The sequence below is a fragment of the Marinobacter pelagius genome (assembly GCF_003315345.1).
In the GTDB taxonomy this organism is placed as follows: Bacteria; Pseudomonadota; Gammaproteobacteria; order Pseudomonadales; family Oleiphilaceae; genus Marinobacter; species Marinobacter pelagius_A.
On the sequence record NZ_QNRO01000006.1, the window covers coordinates 113,034 to 130,762 of the forward strand.

Below are 17,729 nucleotides of genomic sequence, written 5' to 3' on the forward strand. Positions count from 1 at the left end.
TCGCGGTTCTGGCTATAGCGGCATCACGGCACTTGTGGTTACAGGATGGAGATAACGCCTTCCGCGCCAATGCGCTGCCAGGGCAAGCCCTGAACCAGGGCGGACAGCTGTTCCTCAGTCAGGCGTAATTGGTCACCGCGCCAGGATTCGCCCCAATGGAATTTACCCCGGTTCAGCCGACGGGCACAGAGCCAGATGCCCAGTCCATCGTGGATGAGCACCTTCATCCGGTTGCCCCGTTTGTTGGCGAACAGGTAGGCGCAATTGGGCCTGGCCGAACCGAACACCTGAATAACCCGGGCCAGGGCCTTGTCGGGCCCGGCCCGCATATCCAGTGGTTCGGTGGCCAGCCAGATCTCGTCAATGCGGATCATCCCAACAGGTCCCGCAGCAAAGCGATGCACTGGTGCGCCTGCTCCGCCGGCCACTCCACCACAACCACACCACCGGCGCGGGGAATCTCGATGCGGATGGTGCTACGCTTGCCGGAGACCGATTGGTGGCTCGGCGCTGAGGTTGCCGCTGGCAGTTTGACCGGTACAAATCCCGGTGTTTTATCCGCTCGCTGCGCTTCACTCATCCAGCGCCGGACCATGTTGGCGTTGAGACCGTTATCCAGCGAGATCCGGGAAACAGAGGCACCGGGTTCCAGGCATTTGGCGACAATCTGGGCTTTGAATTCCCGGGAAAACCGGCGACGGCGTTGGTAGGGCTTGGTTACGCTTACTTCGTTCATGTTAAGTGTCCACTAGAAAATAAGTGGACACTATCCTGACGGCGGCAACGCCAGGCTCAAGATGGGATTACCGGACGGTTACGCTGAATCTACATCGCTTTCGAAATACTGCCTACCACCAAGGACTACGACACGAAGGCATTCTTCATTCGCTAGCAGTTTTCTACTTCATTAACGCGTGCGACCTCTTACTATGTTACGAGCCCCGTTTCTGGGCATGGTCTAGTCAAGACAGATACTCTCATCGAGCTCGCAAGTACATCGGCGACATCAAGATGCGGGACCACAAGGATGTTCTCCAAAGCGCGTCTCTCCGGTTAAAAGAAGTCGCAATGTCACTGGATTTTGATCTTATTCAGGATCTTGCAGCAGATATGGAGTCCTCAATCGAGGCAACGAACGAAATGATCGATTTCTTGGCTAATGATGCACCTGAGAGGCGCACCAGGGACCAAGTTATTGTGGATGTGCAGGCGTGGCCGTTCGCATTTACCGAAGAAGCAAAAGAGTTTGCGAGGAATAACGGGTGTACAGCTAAATACGTAGGGTCTTACGTCGAATGGATTGCTCAGAACTACAAGTGGCCAGTCACATCAGACCCTGTAGTATCCTGGCGTGATCGATTGAATACCGTTCGCCAGCAAGCTGACCCTCACGAAGCCCTAAAGCGATATTGTGATTTTATGAGTCAGACGAAAGTCTTGCGAGCTCGGATTGATGAGGCTGCTGGCCAGCTTGATACACACATTCAGCAGCTCATTGACGAAGCTCGTGGCAAGTGATCTTCTAACCAGTGCAGGCACGGTGACGCCTACTACATTGCGCCTTCGGCTCCATTCCAAGGGCGCGCATGCTGCAAGCGTTATGAGGCTCTAAGAGAGTAGGCTTTGAGTTCTAAACGGAAAGGAACGTATGGATACTGCAGTAAAGTTAACTCGTGAAATCTTTATGGAATGCGACTGGAGTTATGACGTATCCCCGGAAAACCACTATGGATACTCTTCAGTTATGAGTTGTCTGCAGAAATCTGCAAAGGCAATGGAGGAAGCGGGGAAGCCAGAGCACGCTAAAGTCCTAGAAGTGCTGTCGCGAGCAGCTTCAATGATGCTGAGACCGAGTAGTCTCAATGAGCCCTTCACCGCACGCTTCCAAGACTTTCAGGCAGGAAGGCGGTCTTCTCAGCCTGAAGACTTTACCGAGGAAGAATTAATTTTCTTCGACACCATTCTAAACGATATCGATGAGCCATGGTTAAGAGCGAGGCTGGCGGATCTACTTTGGCTGCTAAGAAAACCGAAGAACCCAGAACATGCAAAAATTGCAGTAGATTCGTATATTGCGAATCCGATTGATTCGGAAACTTGGCATCGCGATGTAAGAAATGCATGGGAACGGGCTGCTCGTTTATGCATGCAAATCAAAGATTATGACCGGCTAGATAATATAAAAAATGGCTTGTTCTCAGTGTTCTGCTCCGAGCATCCAAGAAGTAAGTTCATGGCGTTATGGGTCGCGGATTTACTGGATCAGCTAAAAATTGATAGAGATTTTAAAGAAGATATAGCTTCATCGCTGAATGAAAAAGCGCTCGAATTAAAACGTGATGGGGATTTCCATTCTTCGAGATCATATTTTGAATTGGCAGCAAAGAAGTATCAGCAGTGCTCTGCGGAGCAAGGCTGGCTGGAAGCACTGATAGCGATAGCCGACTGTTTTGAGCTGGAAGCTGATTCGAGGTCGCATGGTAGTAACATGGCTGCCAATTCTTTCTATGAAAATGCAATACAGGCATACCGTCGAATCCCGAACAAACATAGAGAAGGCTACGATGTCGATAACAGAATCTCAATAATACGAAGTAAAATCAAAGAATCAGGTCGAGCTACACTAGAGGAAATGGACGTGTTAGAAACGCCTGGGGTAGATATATCCGAGATTTCAAAGTCATCAATGGCGCATGTTGCCGGGAAAGACAGTCCGGGGGACGCCTTGATGTATTTTAGCGGCTTGTTCAATGGTCCCAAATATCAAGAATTGGCGTCTAGCGCAAAAGAAAGTATGCAGGAATGCATATTTAGTAGTCTATCAGGCTCAAACCATATGAGTAGTGATGGCCGCGTTGTTGCGAAGACCCCTCCCATGAACTTGACCGCGGGTGAGGACGATCCGGCAAATCAGGCTGTTTTGAAAAGGCAGGTCCAACAGCAATTTTCTTTTGAGGTACAGCTTGTAGTGCAAGGTCAAATACTGCCTGCACTGGGACAGTTGCTTATGGAGCACAGGTTTACAAAGGACTTGCTCATAGCTTCGTGCTATCAATCCCCCATTGTTCCAAAAGATCGAGAGAAACTCTTAGGTGATGCGTTATGGCAAGGCTTCGAATACGAGTTTGGTGCTGCGATCTACTTGCTTTGCCCTCAGGTTGAGCACATCGTTCGGACACAGCTGAAGGAATCTGGTTTCCATACAAGCACGATTGATAAAGATGGAATAGAAAATGAGAATGGACTGAGTACGCTGATGGATTCTCCGGAAGCTGTTCAGGTATTCGGTGAAGACCTGTCTTTTGAAATAAGAAGTATCTTCACTGAGGCTCTGGGCTTTAACCTCCGTAATGAAACTGCACACGGGCTACTGGACGATAATGCATCCTCCTCTTTAGCTGCTATTTACGCGTGGTGGATGGTTCTCAGGTTAGTCCTTCGTTCAATTGTGCTTGGCGGCATCAAAGCCGACTAGCATCGCGCGCATGGCCAGAGAATGATAGATCCGCATAACCAAACCATGCACCGGATGTCAAAACCTTCGCTTCGCTATGGCTTTGCCACCGGTGATGGCGGGCGTTATGCAGCCGGATTGACTAGGGAGATAAGGAATGCCTGAGTGGGGCGTAGCCTTAATTGGTGTTTTCGTTGGGTTCCTATTGAACGAAGTAGTGTCGTTCCTCAAGCGGTACTGCCAGCTTTCGACCTATCTAAAGGCTCTGAATGATGAGCTAGAAGCAAATAAGTTTCAGATACGGCAAAAGAGAGAAATAGCAGAGAAAATTCTCGAAGCACTTGAAAAAGGCCATTTTCTTCCCGGCAAAAGCGTCCCGTTTGCTTCACTCGCGTATTCCAACTACATGGCCAATTTAGTGCCAAAACTCAGCCCCATCGAGCGAGACAACGTCAGACACATTTACGGAAATCTTTTGGCAGTCGATGAAATAATGTCGTCGCTTGAGGAGTCATTCAGAACAGATCATCAAGCAGGCGTCATGGAGAACGTCTCAGAAGCTTACAAGGGGAAGGTTCGAGACATTATTACGAATTATGATGTGATTTCGCACTTAATTGATAGTTATCTCAAAGGACAACCTGAAGACATTTATCATAGAAATCAGGAAAATGCATAATTAGCTGTTATATAGAGAGAAGCGCGAAACAGGGAGTTAGTATGAAAAACTATTTCTACTTTTTAGTTCTGATGCTTTCCGTTCCAAACTTGGCTTCGGCGGACGAAAGTTCCTCTCTACTTTTTGATGGAGGAATGGGCAGCCTAATCGCCTTAAGGGATAATTTTTTTATCGAATATAGTGACCAAGTTTCGGATGGCTGTCTTCCCCAGCCCTCGAAAATGAAAGACAAGATGGAGTTAGCTCTCCGACAAAACGGGTTCTCCATTTCATCAGAAAAATCATTTTTCCCGAATGTGGTAAAAATTACAGCACTGGGATTTGGTACAAACAACTATTCATGTGCAGTTCATGTCGAAGCGAGTCTTGTATTTTTCGCCAATGTTGCAGTGCCTTACGCACAAGAAATGGAAGACGGTAAAACCACATTTGCACCAGTAACTTATAAATTTGGTAGCACAATGTTGACTGGTAGTAAAAATGGGATGCAGGGACGCGTAGAAGAAACAGTAAAAGAATATGGTGATAATCTATACTTGCAAATTTCTCGTTCCAAGGACGAACTGGCTGAAAATTTTCCTGAAATTCTCGAATACCACACAAAGCAGAATTCGCAGAACAATTAAAAATATAACAAGGTGGTCAACAGGACGCCAACTACGCTGCGCTCCGTCGGCGCCCATTACCACTGGCGTTAGGGCTTACCACGTCCCAGCCAATAGCCAGGCTTGCGAGAGTGGTGGGCAACGGCAATTACGACAGTTTCTTCCGGCAACTCAATCGCAACTATGTCGTACGGGAATCGGTCAAGGATTAGACGTTTTGCACCGGTATCGCCAGCTTCTTCGGGGAGAGGTGATAAGGGGATAAAGTTTTCTTCAATCACATCAATGGCAGCGAAAAACTCAGCTCCAAGTCCAGCCTGCTCATATTCGTACTATGCTGCTGCCTCTATTGCTTCCTGCGAGGCTTCTTCCAGTATCCTTACCGTTCGCACTGTTACTGGCCTAACCTCGCTCGCATCTTTGATCGGAATTCTTCACGGCTCAGCAGCGTGGCTTTTCCGCTCTTGACCTTGGAAACACGACGAACAATTTCATCATTCCAAGCCTGCTCGACAGAGTCGTCGCGAGGGCCGTCCAGGCTCATTATGATCTCGCGAGCCAGCGCTGCACGTTCCGATTCGGAGAGAGTCGAAATCTGGGAACGTAGGTGGTCTAATGTTTCGGTAGTCATGGTGCCTCCGAGAATGGCGATACGATTATGCTATCCCTATTCAAAGGCCCTAACAAGGCCAGTCACGGCGACGCCCACTACATTTCGCCTTCGGCTCCATTTCACGGGCACGCATGCTGCAGGCGTTATGCCTTAAAGCAGATGCCCTTCTGGCAACATTCGTTTGTGCAGAATACGGATAACTTCAACAACACCGTCGTTGGCTACTCGATAAAAGATGATGTGGCTTCCTTGGGGGTACTGTCGGTACCCCGGGCTGATCTCCTCGCAGGATTGCCCCAGGTTCGGATTTTCACCCAGTAGGTGGAAGCACTGGTCGAACTGAAAAATGTAGTGGTTTCGCTGATCCCGGTCCCATTCACGCTCCGTGTAAACTGCAATCGATTTGAGGTCAGCTTTGGCCTTCCTGGAAAGCTTGAAATTCAGCATCAGCGCTCTTCGTTGTCCAGTTCGCGAATGAACGAGTCATAGGAGTAGTCTTCAAAACCACTGTCCTCGCCTTCCTTAAGCAGTTTGCGGAGAGCAGTCAGGCGGGTTTCGGACTCTTCAAGCAGGCGCAATCCTGCACGAACAACTTCGCTGGTTGAGCTGTATCGGCCATTTTTGAGTTGTTCCGCAATGAACGCATCAAAATGTTGGCCTAGAGTGATGCTGGTGTTCTTTTGCATGATGCCACCTCGCTAGTACCAATAATTGGTATATTTTGGTCCAGGTGGCATGACAATGCAATCCACGCGACAAGCGCCTGATTGGTGGCCTAATGATCGTAGCGTCTGTCGTTGGTAGGGCCAATGCCCAATGAAACCTACAGCCAAAGAACGCAAATTCTGGTGCGTGGTCGTGGTTACGCTCGGATTGCTTCTGTTCTTTTCTGTTATTGCTAATTCCGTGCTTGCTACAATCGTTCCCGCGGGAATCACGTTGCTGCTTTTTGCCAGTCTCGTTGCCATAGGGATCGGAAATGCGTTCGTGAACGTTTGATCAGCGGCAACCCTTGAGGGGATATTGCGAACGAACGTGGCCATACCCAATGGTCGTTGCGCTGCTCCAAATTTGCCAATGAGTGTGGCATTTATTTCTGTTTCAGACCGGAGAACACCATGCCTTCCCCCCTCGTGACTACCGACTGGCTGCAAGACAACCTGAATAACGAACGTTTGCTATTGGTCGACGCGAGTATGGTCAATGTCGTTGGCAAGGCGCCGATCGTTTATGACCGCCCTGTGTTTATCCCGGGTAGCTACAAGATCGATCTGGAAGGAACGCTCTGCGATACCGGATCTTCCCAAATTCATGCCTTCCCGACGGAAGTGCAGTTTACGGAGGAGGCCCGCCGGCTGGGCATTACGCCCGAAAGTCTGGTGGTGCTGTATGACAACCAGGGCATCTACTCGGCACCCCGGGCCTGGTGGATTCTACGGGCTATGGGTCTCAAACAAGTGTGTGTTCTGGATGGTGGCCTGCCGCAGTGGTTGGCCGAAGGCCGGGACACCGTTTCTGCTCCGGTTTCAGAGGCGGCCACGCCTGGCAGCGTGGTGGGCAAGCTAGACCAGGGCCTGGTTCGGGATTCCGCCTACGTTTTCCAGCATCTGGAGGACGAGCGCGTACTGGTCATCGATGCGCGATCACAGGCGCGTTTTCTGGCACAAGCGCCAGAACCCCGGCCTGGTGTGCGCGGTGGCCACATCCCCAATTCCCTCAATCTGCCGTTTACCGAGGTATTGAATGGCTATCGCTTCAAGCCGGCGACCCGGCTGGCGGATATATTTTCCAACCTCGTTCCCTCCCGCCAATCCGATAAAGAGCACCGACTGGTGTTTTCCTGTGGTTCCGGTATCACCGCCTGCATCGTTCTGCTGGCGGCTGAGCTGGCGGGGTATAACCGGCTATCCCTGTATGACGGCTCCTGGGCCGATTGGGGCAGCAATGAGTCGCTGCCGGTGGCGTAGCACACTGAGTAAATGATCCGATATCGCACCAGGTTAACCGAGAATGAAGAAATTCCTGGAAAACAATCCGTTGATATTGATGGAAGCGGCCATCGTAGAGCAGTTGCGGCGTTCTGGGACGGTGCGCCTTCACGGGACGCTCGTGAATGCGCCGTTGATTTATAACCCTGCTGCCCGGGAGATCATGAGCGCCATCTACCTGGAGTATATGAGGCTGGCGCAGAGTGCACACTTGCCAATTCTTGTTTGCACACCTACCTGGCGAGCGAATCAGGCCAGGGTGTATGAGTCCGGTGTCAACCATGCCGTCAATCTGGACGCGGTTTCCTATATGCGGGAACTTCGCGACTCAGAAGGCTATGGCGACGCGCTTGTGAAAATTGGTGGAATGATCGGATGCAAGAACGATTGCTATCAGCCAGATGAAGGGCTATCCGCTTCAAAGGCCGAGCAGTTTCATGCATGGCAAATCCAGCAACTCACCGGCGGAGGCGTCGATTTCCTGATTGCGGAAACGCTGCCGAATATTCAGGAGGCGTTGGGTATAGCAAGGGCCATGGAGGTGACAGGCGTTCCGTACATTATCAGTTTCGTCATCTCCAGGGACGGCCGCGTTCTGGATGGTTCCAGTTTGAAGGCTGCCATTGATCTCATTGATTCCGGTACGAGCCGGCCACCTCTTGGCTACATGGTTAATTGTGCTCATCCGTCTTTCCTGTGCCCGGAACAGCAACCGGGGGATATTTTCAATCGATTGATCGGCTATCAGGCCAATGCTTCATCACTGGATCACTGCGAGCTGGAAAAGGCGGGGCAATTACAGGCCGACGATGTGGTTGAGTGGGGGCAGCTGATGCTTACGCTCAACAAATCCTATGGGGTGAAGATACTTGGGGGATGTTGTGGAACCAGTGTTGAACATCTGCAATACCTGATAAAGCACATGCCAGGCTGATATGCCCGGCCATGCCGCCCGTGAGGATTCCGGTTCCCAGCCGGCGGCGACATGCAGATCCACTATCTATACTCAACTGGAAACAACGGGTAAAGGAGGCTGCATGACGACTGTTTTCAATCTCGCCGATGATCTCGGGCCGGCAAAAGTCATTCATGTCCATGTTCCGAAAGTGGGGCTGAAGGGTATTCTGGTCGTGGATAATGTGGCTGCCGGGCCCTCTATCGGGGGTGTGCGGATGGCACCGGATGTGTCGCTGACTGAGTGCGCGCGCCTGGCACGGGCAATGACCCTGAAGAACGCCATGGCCGGCTTGCCCCATGGGGGTGGCAAATCCGTGATTTTTGCCGATCCGAAAATGCCGGCATCCGAGAAGGAGCAGCTGATCCGGGCCTTTGCCACGGCTATTGGGTCGGAAACCCAGTACATTGCCGGGCCGGATATGGGCACGAATGAGCAGTGCATGGCCTGGGTCCACGATGAGATTGGCCGTTCCGTAGGATTGCCCCGGGAGCTGGGCGGGATTCCGCTGGACCAGCTGGGTGCTACTGGCTGGGGTCTGGCGCATGCGGTGAAGGCGGCGCTGCCGTTCTGTGACCTGGACCTGAAGGGTGCCCGGGTTGCCGTCCAGGGCTTTGGCTCGGTGGGGTATCACGCTGCCCGGTTCCTGACCGCTGAGGGCGCGGTGATTGTCGCGGCATCGGATTCGCGAGGCACCATTTACCGGCCGCAAGGTCTGGATCCGGATGCGCTTTTCCGGCTGAAAGCGGAAGGTAAATCCGTGGGGGAGTGCCGCGATGGCCAGGCCAGTGGCCCGGAGGAAATCATTGATATCGAGTGCGATATCTGGATTCCCGCGGCGCGGCCGGATGTGGTGACCGAACAGAATGCAGATCGCCTGCGAGCCCGCCTGGTTGCCGAGGGCGCCAATATCCCGCTGACCAGTGGTGCCGAGGAGCTTCTCCATCAACGTGGTGTGCTTGTGTTGCCTGATTTTGTCGCCAATGCCGGTGGCGTGATCTGTGCCGCCATGGAATACCACGGTGCCACCCAGACCGCTGCCTTCGACGCTATCGCCGAAAAGCTGACCCATAACACCACGCAGGTGTTGCAGGCAGCCACGGAAGACCGGGTGTTGCCCCGTACCGCCGCGGTGAAAATCGCAAAAGAGCGGGTTCGCAAGGCCATGGCCACACGCCGCTGGGGTGGTATGGTCTAGATAGACTTCCTGTCGTAAACCTTCACCGTCAAAGTGATTTTCCGGTAAAGTCGGGAAAATCTACTCACGCACCAAACGGAGATGTCCCCAGATGAGCGACCCAACGTACACGCCTCCCAAAGTATGGAAATGGGATCCGGGTAACGGTGGCCGGTTTGCCAATATCAACCGCCCGATCGCCGGCCCCACCCATGACAAGGAGTTGCCGGTCGGCAAGCATCCGATCCAGCTGTATTCCCTGGCCACACCGAACGGCGTGAAAGCCACGGTGATGCTCGAGGAACTGTTGGAAAAGGGTCACAAGGGAGCCGAGTATGATGCCTGGTTGATTCAGATCACCGAAGGCGATCAGTTCGGAAGCGGATTCGTGAAAGTGAACCCCAACTCCAAGATTCCGGCCATGATGGACCACAGTGTCGATCCCGCCATCCGGGTCTTCGAGTCCGGTTCCATCCTGTTATATCTGGCGGAGAAGTTCGGTGAATTCCTGCCGAAGGATCTCGCCAAGCGGACCGAGACCCTGAACTGGCTGTTCTGGCAGATGGGCAGCGCACCTTTCCTCGGTGGGGGCTTTGGTCACTTCTACGCCTACGCGCCGGAGAAGTATGAATACCCGATCAACCGCTACACTATGGAAGTAAAGCGGCAGCTGGATGTGCTGGATCGCCAGCTGGCGGACAACCAGTACATCGCCGGTGACGAATACACCATCGCCGATATGGCCATCTGGCCCTGGTATGGCGCGCTGGTGAAGAACATGGTGTACGAAGCCGCGGAGTTCCTGGAGGCTCACACCTACAAGAACGTGGTGCGTTGGACCGATGAGATCGCTCAGCGCCCGGCGGTGAAGCGTGGCCGGATGGTCAACAAGACCTGGGGGGATCTGTCCTCCCAGTTGCATGAACGCCATGATGCCAGTGACTTTGAGCTCAGGACCCAGGACAAGCTGGAAGGCAAGGAAGGGTAATCGTCCCGCTTCGAGTGAGGCCAGAAACAACAAGGGCAGCCATTTGGCTGCCCTTGTTCGTTACAGAGGGTTTTACTCCTCGACGGCGCTATTATCCTCGAGGATCAGTTCCACTTCCTCGGGATCGAGAAGCTGTGCCTCGTAGGTCAGACCCTGGGCCTCGATCACCTTGACGAAAGCCCGCAGATGGCTCTTGGAACCGTCGAGCAGGTTGGAGTAGGCCAGGATGATCGGGCGCTCATCGGTCTGGTTGATGGCTGCCAGGATGTCCCGCATGTCCTTTTCTTCAATCAGTGCGCCGACATAAAGGGCGTTGATAAAGGAGGTCTTACCCTTGGCAACGAGCTCGTTATAAAGCGCCTGAAGCTCTTCATTGGTGAACACGCCAATGGTGTCGTTTACCACCGGGTCTTCCACGCCAAACTTGTCCAGCAGGTAGTCAACGGTGCTGGTGTGGGTTTCCTCAGACAGGGCAATCTTCGCGAAGACCTGGGTTTGCTTTCCCCAGGACTGGTCGAGGGTGAGGTAAACATCCCGGGCCAGTTTCTCCTCTTCCCGCATGTACTTGAGATCGTCAGTTTCGATCTCGGTCAGGTCGCTGTCATCCACAACGACGGTATCGGTTGAAGATGTTGCTTCTGTTGAAGAAGTTTCTGTTGCTTCGGCCAGCATCATGCTCTGCTTGCCGTAGCCAGGCCCTCCGGCAGCCAGGGCAACACTGCTCGCAAACATGGAGCCGATAAGGGTAGCGGTGATAAAGGGTTTCGTGTTCATAGGTAACCTCTCTTGAACAGGTAATAGGAAAACCCGAATTCACTACTTAAGACGCCTGGCGATTGAAAAAGTTCGCCCAATTTCTTAAATTTATTGCAATAAAATGTAGGTAAAAGTATCTATCGCCGCCGAAAAATGCGTCAAATTGTCGCACCTTGATATTTTCAGCCTTAGCCAGTCCCTTTCCGTTTTTATTCCTATTCTGATTTCCACTCACTGACCAACCCTTGGTCGTGGTCTATCCTTTGAGTCACTCGTGATCACGAATTAATGAAGTGCGACTCGCCTGAAGGAGTAGTTGATGACAGTACCCGCACCGCTGAACATTGATCAGGTTTATCACCGCTGCCCGCCGGAAAAACTGGATTTCGAGACCACGGAAACCCTGGAGGATCTCGAACTGCCTTGCGGCCAGGAGCGGGTGCTGCGCGCGCTGGAGTTCGGCGCCAGCATGGAAGGCCGGGGATTCAACCTCTTCGTGCTGGGGCCCTCGGGAGCCGGAAAGCAGGAGTTGGTGGAGCGCTTTCTGGGCAGGCATGCGGGCGAAAAGGAAGTTCCGCCGGACTGGTGCCATGTCTACAACTTCAAGAACGCTGACCGCCCCAAGGCGCTGCATTTTCCTGCCGGCCAGGGCCGCGAGTTCCGTAAGGACATGAATGATTTTACCGACGAGCTGCGCACGGCCATCCCGGCGACGTTCGAGAGTGAGGAATACCAGTCCCGGATTCAGGAGCTCCAGGAGGAGATGGCCAAGCGCCAGCATCAGGGGCTGTTCGATATCCAGGAAGAGGCCAACCGCAACAACATTGCCATGATCACCACGCCGGCGGGATTTACCTTTGCCCCCATGCGGGATGGGGAGGTGATCGATCCCGAGGACTACAAGAAATTCTCTGATGAGGAAAAGCAGCTGGTCGAATCCAAGGTGGAGGAGCTTCAGAAAAAACTCCAGCAGACCATCCAGCAGATTCCCCGGCTGCGCAAGGAGGTTCGCGAGCGGGTACACGCCCTGAATGAAGAGATGGTTCAGATTACCCTTGGTGGCCCCATGGGCGAATTGCGCGAGAAGTGGTCACACTTGCCCGAAGTGGTGGCGCATCTGGACGCCGTGAGGGAGGACGTGGTCGAGCATGCCGAAGCCTTCCAGGATGGCGAAAGCGGTCCACCGGCCGGCCTGTTGGTGCGATACAAAGTGAATCTGCTGGTGGACAACGCCGAGACGCAGGGCGCTCCGGTGATCTATGAAGACCTGCCCAATCACCAGCACCTGACCGGCCAGATCGAGCACCGGGCGCGCCAGGGCACGCTGTATACGGATTTCACCCTGATCAAGGGAGGCGCCATGCACCGGGCCAGCGGGGGTTACCTGATCCTCGACGCCCGCCGCATCCTGACCCAGCCCATGGCCTGGGAAAGCCTCAAGCGCATCCTGTTCTCCGGTGAAATCCGCATCGAATCCCTGGAGCGCCTATACGGCCTGGTGAGCACCACCAGCCTGCAGCCCGAGCCGATTCCGGTGTCGGTCAAGGTGGTGATTCTTGGGGACCGGATGCTGTATTACCTCCTGTCCCATTACGATCCGGATTTCCTGGACCTGTTCAAGGTGGAAGCGGATTTTGAGGATGATCTTGATCGGGATGATGGCTGCTACGAGCTCTACGCCAGGATGATTGCCACCATGGCCCGGGGTGTCAAAGCGCGACCCTTGTCCCGGGATGGTGTGGCCCGTCTGATCGAACACGCCAGCCGACTGGCCAGCGACCAGCGCAAGCTTACCGCCCATGATCGGGTGTTGAGGGATCTGATGAGCGAGGCGGACCACTGGGCCAGGCAGGCAGGTGAAAAACTCATCACCGCCGACCATATTCAGCAGGCAATTGATGAGCGCGAATACCGTGCCAGCCGGGTGCGTGAACGCAGCATGGAGCAGATCACCCGGGGCATCGTAAAGATTGCCACCGAAGGTGAGGAAGTGGGGCAGGTGAATGGCCTGTCCGTGCTCCGGCTGGGTGCCTCCATGTTCGGCCAGCCCACACGGATTACCGCCACCGCCCGCCCGGGCAAGGGCCAGGTCGTGGATATCGAGCGGGAGGCCAAGCTGGGCGGTCCGATCCACAGTAAGGCAGTAATGATCCTGTCCAGGTTCCTGGCCAGCCGCTATGCCGGAGAGAGGGAGCTGTCGCTCTCGGCGAGCCTGGCCTTCGAGCAGTCCTATGGTGGTGTGGAGGGGGATTCTGCCTCGGTGGCGGAAACCTGTGTCCTGCTTTCCGCCATTGCCGGGGTGCCGCTGAGGCAGAACTTTGCGGTCACCGGGTCCATGAACCAGCATGGCGAGGTCCAGGCCGTGGGCGGAGTCAATGAGAAAATCGAGGGCTTTTTCAGTGTCTGCCGGAATTCCGGCAACCTGGGTAATCAGGGCGTGTTGTTGCCGGAAAGCAACGTGGAGCACCTGATGCTCAGAAAAGATGTCAGGGACGCCATGGGCGAGGGTCAATTCACCATCTATCCGATCTCGGATATCAATGAAGCAATCGAGTTGCTGACCGGGATGGAAGCGGGTGTTGCTGATGAAAATGGCGACTACCCGGAGGGCAGCTTCAACCGGAAGGTGCAGGACCGCCTCGTGGCCTTCGCGGAAGTGGGCAAGAAGCGGGACGATGACAAGGACAACGGCAATGGCAACGGAGGCAAGGACAACGATGACTGAGCAGCCCGAATCCGTCCCCGCCGAACCCGGTTCCGGTCGTGTACTTGTGCTGTTGGATGGCTCCCGGCTCAGCCTGTCGGCGCTGGAAGCAGCCGCCGATATCGCTGCGTTGCGGGGGCACGAAATTCTCGGTGTGTTTGTCGAGGAAGTGAACCTGCTGCGCAGCTCGGGCTTTGACTTTGCCCGGGAGATTGGCGCAAGCTCCGGCACCTCACGCCCACTGGATTCGGCCATGCTCGAGATGCGCATGCGCTCGCTTGCGGAACAGGCACGCCGTTCGTTGCAGCGGGCGGTGGCCAGCCGCGGTCTGCGCCAGGCACTGAAGTTGTGCCGGGGCAGTGTGATTGAGGAGGTTCTCGGCCTGGTAGGCCCGGATGATCTGGTGGTGATGGGGCGTGCGGGGTGGTCGGCCACACCCGGCTCGCGGCTGGGCTCCACTGCCCGGGGGCTGATTCGTCAGGCTCCGGGGGATGTGCTGCTCTGGGCCGAGATCCAGCGCCGCCCTGGCCACGGTGTGGTTGTGCTCCTCAACGACGACCAGGGCGCTAACCACCGGGCGCTGGCCGTCGGTATCGAACAGGCACGACGCCATCACCAGCCCTTGACGGTGCTGATTCGCAGCCATGGAGAGGGTGGCCAGGAAGTCGTCAGGGCCATCGAGGAACAGCTGATTGCCCGGGGCGCCGGCGCACGGGTTCGGCTTATTCCCCGTGCCAGTGCCGCCGAAGTGGCCCGGATACTTCGCCAGGAACGCCCGTCCGAGCTGGTGGTCAGCCGTCAGTGCAGTGTGTTTGATGAACAGGGTGCCGATCAGCTACTGGTCGAACTGAATCTTCCGGTGACCGTAACACCCTGATTCAAAAATTCCTTTCAGATTGTTGGTGCCGGATGTTTCTGGATGTTGTCTATATCGTTGTCCTGACCGCAGCGGCGGGTGCCTGTATTCCCGCCGGTGGCCTGCTGGCGAGCTTTGAGCACATCAGGCCGAACTGGCTTGAGCAGGAGTTTCGCCATTTCCTGATCGCCTTTGGCGGGGGGATTCTGCTCGGGGCGGTTGCGGTGGTGCTGGTGCCAGAGGGGCGTGCCAGCATGCACGGGTCGATTTGGAGCATCCCAATCATCTTGTTGGGTGGGCTGCTGTTTTTCGGGATTGAGCGGGTGCTGGGTCTGCGGCGCCGGGAAGCACCACAGTTGACCGGTTTGATGCTCGATTACATTCCGGAAGCAACGGCTCTGGGCGGGCTGATTGTGGTTAACCCCGCCATGGCGGCACTGCTGGCGGCATTGATTGCCCTGCAGAACCTGCCGGAAGGGTTCAATGCCTACCGCGAACTCTGTGATCAGCCGGACTACACCTCACGGAAAACGCTGGGATTCATGAGTTCACTGGTCGTGACGGGGCCCATATCCGGCCTGCTCGGTTACTTCGTGCTATCAGATCATCAGGCCATATTGGGCGGCATCATGCTCTTTGCGTCCGGCGGGATCCTGTATCTGATTTTTCAGGATATCGCGCCCCAGTCCCGATTGGAGCGGCATTGGGGGCCGCCCCTCGGAGCCGTGCTCGGGTTCTGCCTTGCACTGTTCAGCGAGATGCTGGTGGCGCACGCCTGAGAGCCAGCCTCAGGCGATCTTGCGGGCACTTTCCTTGCTGAGAATGTCCTCGATTTCTTCTGCCGAGAGGGTTTCTTTTTTCAGGAGCGCCTTGGCGAGCGCGTCCAGGTGATTACGGTGTTCGTTCAGAAAGTCCACGGTGGCTTTCTCCATCTCAAGCAGTTTGGACTGGATTTCACCGTCGATCATTTCCGCCATCTTTTCACTGAATTCCCTGGGAGCGCCCATTTCGCGACCCAGAAAAACGTGTTCCTCGCCGATGCTCAGCCCCATGGGACCAAGCTTTTCGCTCATGCCCCATTGGCCGATCATCTTGCGCAACAGCTTGGTGGCTTCCTTGAGGTCGTTCTGGGCGCCGGTACTGACTTCGCCATAGACGATCTTCTCCGCCGACCGGCCACCGAGCATCACCTTGATGCGGTCTTTCAGGTAGCTCTCGGTGTAGGTGTAGCGGTCTTCCTTGGGGGTCTGCTCGGTCACGCCCATGGCCATGCCGTGGGGAATGATGGTGATCTTCGTGAGCGGGTCCGCCTTCGGCATGAAATAGGCCATGATGGCGTGGCCGCTCTCGTGGTAGGCCACCGCCTGCTTCTCTTCCGGTGTCAGCCGGGCGTCCCGTTCCTCACCCAGGATCAGGCGGTCCCGGGCCTCGTCGAAGCATTGGGCGTCCACCTTGTCCTTGTTTTCGCGGACCGCGGTCAGGGCGGCTTCGTTCACCAGGTTCTTCAGGTCGGCGCCGGAAAACCCGATGGTGCGTGCGGCGACGTCGGTCAGGTTCACGTCGTCGGCCAGCGGAACCTTGCGGACATGAACCTTCAGGATGGCTTCCCGGGCGTCCTTGTGCGGGCGGTCCAGGGTAATGGTGCGATCAAAACGACCGGGGCGGAGCAGGGCGCTGTCCAGTACGTCCGGCCGGTTGGTGGCGGCCAGCACCAGAATGTTTTCGTGCTCCTCGAAGCCGTCCATTTCTGTGAGGATCTGGTTCAGGGTCTGTTCCCGTTCATCGTGGCCGCCACCCAGGCCGGTGCCACGGGAGCGGCCGACCGCGTCCAGTTCGTCAATAAAGATCAGCGCCGGGGCTTCTTTGCGGGCGGTCTGGAACATGTCCCGGACCCGGGCCGCGCCCACGCCGACAAACATTTCGATGAACTCCGAGGCGCTGATGCTGAAAAACGGTACGTCCGCTTCCCCGGCGATGGCCCGCGCCAGCAGGGTCTTGCCGGTGCCCGGCGGGCCGACCAGCAGTACACCCTTGGGCATCACTGCGCCGAGCCTGCGGAACCGTTCCGGGGCTTTCAGGAAGTCGATGATTTCGGTGATCTCCCGCTTGGCGGATTCGATCCCGGCGACATCGTCCAGCGTGGTGTGGGAGGTTTCCGGGCGAGCCCGGCGGGCCTTGGATTTGGCGTAATCGAACAGACCGCCGCCCTGGGTCATCCGCCGCTGGGCTGCGCCCCAGAACCAGAACATCAGGGCCAGCAGCAGAATCCACGGCAGGAATGCCTGGATCAGCTGTTGCCACCAGGGCAGCTCGGAACTGGTGGCCCGGATGGTGACATTGTTCTGCTCAAGCAGGGGTAGCAGCTCCGGGTCTTCCATGGGTGGCCGCACCGTGTGGAAGCCGGTAGTCGGTTGCCGGGCCTGGCTTTCGGCGCTGAAGTCAGTCATGCCCTGATCGTTGAAGGTGCCGACGATCGACTCGGACTTCAGAGTGACTTCGGCAACCTGGCGTTCCGCCACGGCGGTCTTGAACTCGGAATAGGCGAGCTCCTGCTGGCGTGGCTGGTCCCCGTCCTGCAACCACAACACCATCAGGAAGATGGCGGCGCTCAACCAGAGAAAGGCAAACTGGTTGGGAATCGCGGGTTGCGGGTTGTTGTCGCCCGGTTTCTGCTGGTCCGGTCCCTGCGGTGCTGTCATCTGGGCCTCCGATCGCCCTCCATGATTTTTGCAACGAATACCGATTTGCCGTAGGTCTCGAATGACCACTTCATGGTATCCGAGAGTACCTTCATGACTTCATCGTATTCCCCGAAGATTTCTGTGCTCATACGTCCGGAATACACTTCCAGCCCGGATTGTTCAAGTCGGGCGATGAGATCCCATATCGGCTGTTTGTAGTCATCCTTAAGCGGATAGCAGCTCAACTGTACTGAAAGATACATGGTACCTCCT

19 protein-coding genes are annotated in these 17,729 nt (G+C 55.4%); 11 read left to right on the forward strand and 8 right to left on the reverse strand.

The window, feature by feature from the left end; all coding sequences use genetic code 11:
- Positions 1 to 38 precede the first annotated feature (38 nt).
- Positions 39 to 374: an IS66 family insertion sequence element accessory protein TnpB gene (gene tnpB, locus DET50_RS07600; protein WP_113862268.1), complete on the reverse strand. Its 336-nt coding sequence runs from the start codon at positions 372 to 374 to the stop codon at positions 39 to 41.
- Positions 371 to 736: an IS66-like element accessory protein TnpA gene (tnpA, locus tag DET50_RS07605; RefSeq protein WP_113862269.1), complete on the reverse strand. Its 366-nt coding sequence runs from the start codon at positions 734 to 736 to the stop codon at positions 371 to 373. The genes tnpB and tnpA overlap by 4 nt, the downstream gene beginning before the upstream one ends.
- Positions 737 to 1,068: 332 nt before the next feature.
- Here tnpA and DET50_RS07610 point away from each other — a divergent pair, with 332 nt between their 5' ends.
- The 4 genes from DET50_RS07610 (at position 1,069) to DET50_RS07625 (ending at position 4,759) form a co-directional block, all read left to right on the forward strand.
- Positions 1,069 to 1,518, forward strand: coding sequence for a hypothetical protein (locus DET50_RS07610; RefSeq protein ID WP_113862270.1), 450 nt, complete (start codon positions 1,069 to 1,071; stop codon positions 1,516 to 1,518).
- Between the two features lie 130 nt (positions 1,519 to 1,648).
- A complete protein-coding gene (locus DET50_RS07615; RefSeq protein WP_113862271.1) occupies positions 1,649 to 3,475 on the forward strand; it encodes a DUF4209 domain-containing protein in 1,827 nt (608 codons plus the stop codon).
- A 136-nt stretch (positions 3,476 to 3,611) separates the two neighbouring features.
- Positions 3,612 to 4,133, forward strand: coding sequence for a Z-ring associated ZapG family protein (locus DET50_RS07620; RefSeq protein WP_113862272.1), 522 nt, complete (start codon positions 3,612 to 3,614; stop codon positions 4,131 to 4,133).
- 41 nt (positions 4,134 to 4,174) lie between these two features.
- Entirely contained in the window at positions 4,175 to 4,759 is a 585-nt protein-coding gene (locus DET50_RS07625; RefSeq protein WP_113862273.1) for a hypothetical protein, read from the forward strand.
- Between the two features lie 373 nt (positions 4,760 to 5,132).
- Here the strand turns inward: DET50_RS07625 and DET50_RS07635 are convergent, their stop codons facing one another.
- The 3 genes from DET50_RS07635 to DET50_RS07645 all read right to left on the reverse strand — a co-directional run bounded on the left by DET50_RS07635 (position 5,133) and on the right by DET50_RS07645 (position 6,037).
- Positions 5,133 to 5,369, reverse strand: coding sequence for an addiction module protein (locus DET50_RS07635; protein WP_113862274.1), 237 nt, complete (start codon positions 5,367 to 5,369; stop codon positions 5,133 to 5,135).
- Positions 5,370 to 5,501: 132 nt separating this feature from the next.
- On the reverse strand, positions 5,502 to 5,798 hold the full coding sequence (locus DET50_RS07640; RefSeq protein WP_113862275.1) for a type II toxin-antitoxin system RelE/ParE family toxin: 297 nt from the start codon (positions 5,796 to 5,798) through the stop codon (positions 5,502 to 5,504).
- Complete coding sequence (locus tag DET50_RS07645) at positions 5,798 to 6,037, reverse strand: type II toxin-antitoxin system ParD family antitoxin (RefSeq protein ID WP_092002830.1); 240 nt, start codon at positions 6,035 to 6,037, stop codon at positions 5,798 to 5,800. The genes DET50_RS07640 and DET50_RS07645 overlap by 1 nt, the downstream gene beginning before the upstream one ends.
- A gap of 432 nt (positions 6,038 to 6,469) precedes the next feature.
- Here DET50_RS07645 and DET50_RS07655 point away from each other — a divergent pair, with 432 nt between their 5' ends.
- The 4 genes from DET50_RS07655 to yghU all read left to right on the forward strand — a co-directional run bounded on the left by DET50_RS07655 (position 6,470) and on the right by yghU (position 10,459).
- On the forward strand, positions 6,470 to 7,318 hold the full coding sequence (locus DET50_RS07655) for a sulfurtransferase (RefSeq protein WP_113862277.1): 849 nt from the start codon (positions 6,470 to 6,472) through the stop codon (positions 7,316 to 7,318).
- A gap of 43 nt (positions 7,319 to 7,361) precedes the next feature.
- On the forward strand, positions 7,362 to 8,273 hold the full coding sequence (locus tag DET50_RS07660; RefSeq protein ID WP_113862278.1) for a homocysteine S-methyltransferase family protein: 912 nt from the start codon (positions 7,362 to 7,364) through the stop codon (positions 8,271 to 8,273).
- Between the two features lie 103 nt (positions 8,274 to 8,376).
- Positions 8,377 to 9,492 (forward strand): Glu/Leu/Phe/Val family dehydrogenase, encoded by a 1,116-nt coding sequence (locus DET50_RS07665; RefSeq protein ID WP_113862279.1) that lies wholly within the window; start codon positions 8,377 to 8,379, stop codon positions 9,490 to 9,492.
- Positions 9,493 to 9,583: 91 nt separating this feature from the next.
- On the forward strand, positions 9,584 to 10,459 hold the full coding sequence (gene yghU / locus DET50_RS07670) for a glutathione-dependent disulfide-bond oxidoreductase (protein ID WP_113862280.1): 876 nt from the start codon (positions 9,584 to 9,586) through the stop codon (positions 10,457 to 10,459).
- Positions 10,460 to 10,531: 72 nt separating this feature from the next.
- On the opposite strand, the gene DET50_RS07675 is transcribed toward yghU, so the two are convergent.
- Entirely contained in the window at positions 10,532 to 11,233 is a 702-nt protein-coding gene (locus DET50_RS07675; protein ID WP_113862281.1) for a DUF2202 domain-containing protein, read from the reverse strand.
- A gap of 301 nt (positions 11,234 to 11,534) precedes the next feature.
- Here DET50_RS07675 and DET50_RS07680 point away from each other — a divergent pair, with 301 nt between their 5' ends.
- The 3 genes from DET50_RS07680 to DET50_RS07690 are packed head-to-tail and all read left to right on the forward strand — an operon-like array spanning position 11,535 to position 15,554.
- On the forward strand, positions 11,535 to 13,940 hold the full coding sequence (locus tag DET50_RS07680) for a Lon protease family protein (RefSeq protein WP_113862282.1): 2,406 nt from the start codon (positions 11,535 to 11,537) through the stop codon (positions 13,938 to 13,940).
- A complete protein-coding gene (locus tag DET50_RS07685; protein ID WP_113862283.1) occupies positions 13,933 to 14,796 on the forward strand; it encodes a universal stress protein in 864 nt (287 codons plus the stop codon). Before DET50_RS07680 ends, DET50_RS07685 begins: the two co-directional genes overlap by 8 nt.
- Positions 14,797 to 14,828: 32 nt before the next feature.
- Positions 14,829 to 15,554, forward strand: coding sequence for a ZIP family metal transporter (locus DET50_RS07690; RefSeq protein WP_113862284.1), 726 nt, complete (start codon positions 14,829 to 14,831; stop codon positions 15,552 to 15,554).
- 9 nt (positions 15,555 to 15,563) lie between these two features.
- Here the strand turns inward: DET50_RS07690 and ftsH are convergent, their stop codons facing one another.
- Both ftsH and DET50_RS07700 read right to left on the reverse strand, forming a co-directional pair.
- Positions 15,564 to 17,474, reverse strand: a complete 1,911-nt coding sequence (gene ftsH, locus DET50_RS07695) for an ATP-dependent zinc metalloprotease FtsH (protein WP_113862285.1) — start codon at positions 17,472 to 17,474, stop codon at positions 15,564 to 15,566.
- Entirely contained in the window at positions 17,471 to 17,719 is a 249-nt protein-coding gene (locus DET50_RS07700; RefSeq protein WP_092002801.1) for a YkoF family thiamine/hydroxymethylpyrimidine-binding protein, read from the reverse strand. The genes ftsH and DET50_RS07700 overlap by 4 nt, the downstream gene beginning before the upstream one ends.
- Positions 17,720 to 17,729: the final 10 nt, after the last annotated feature.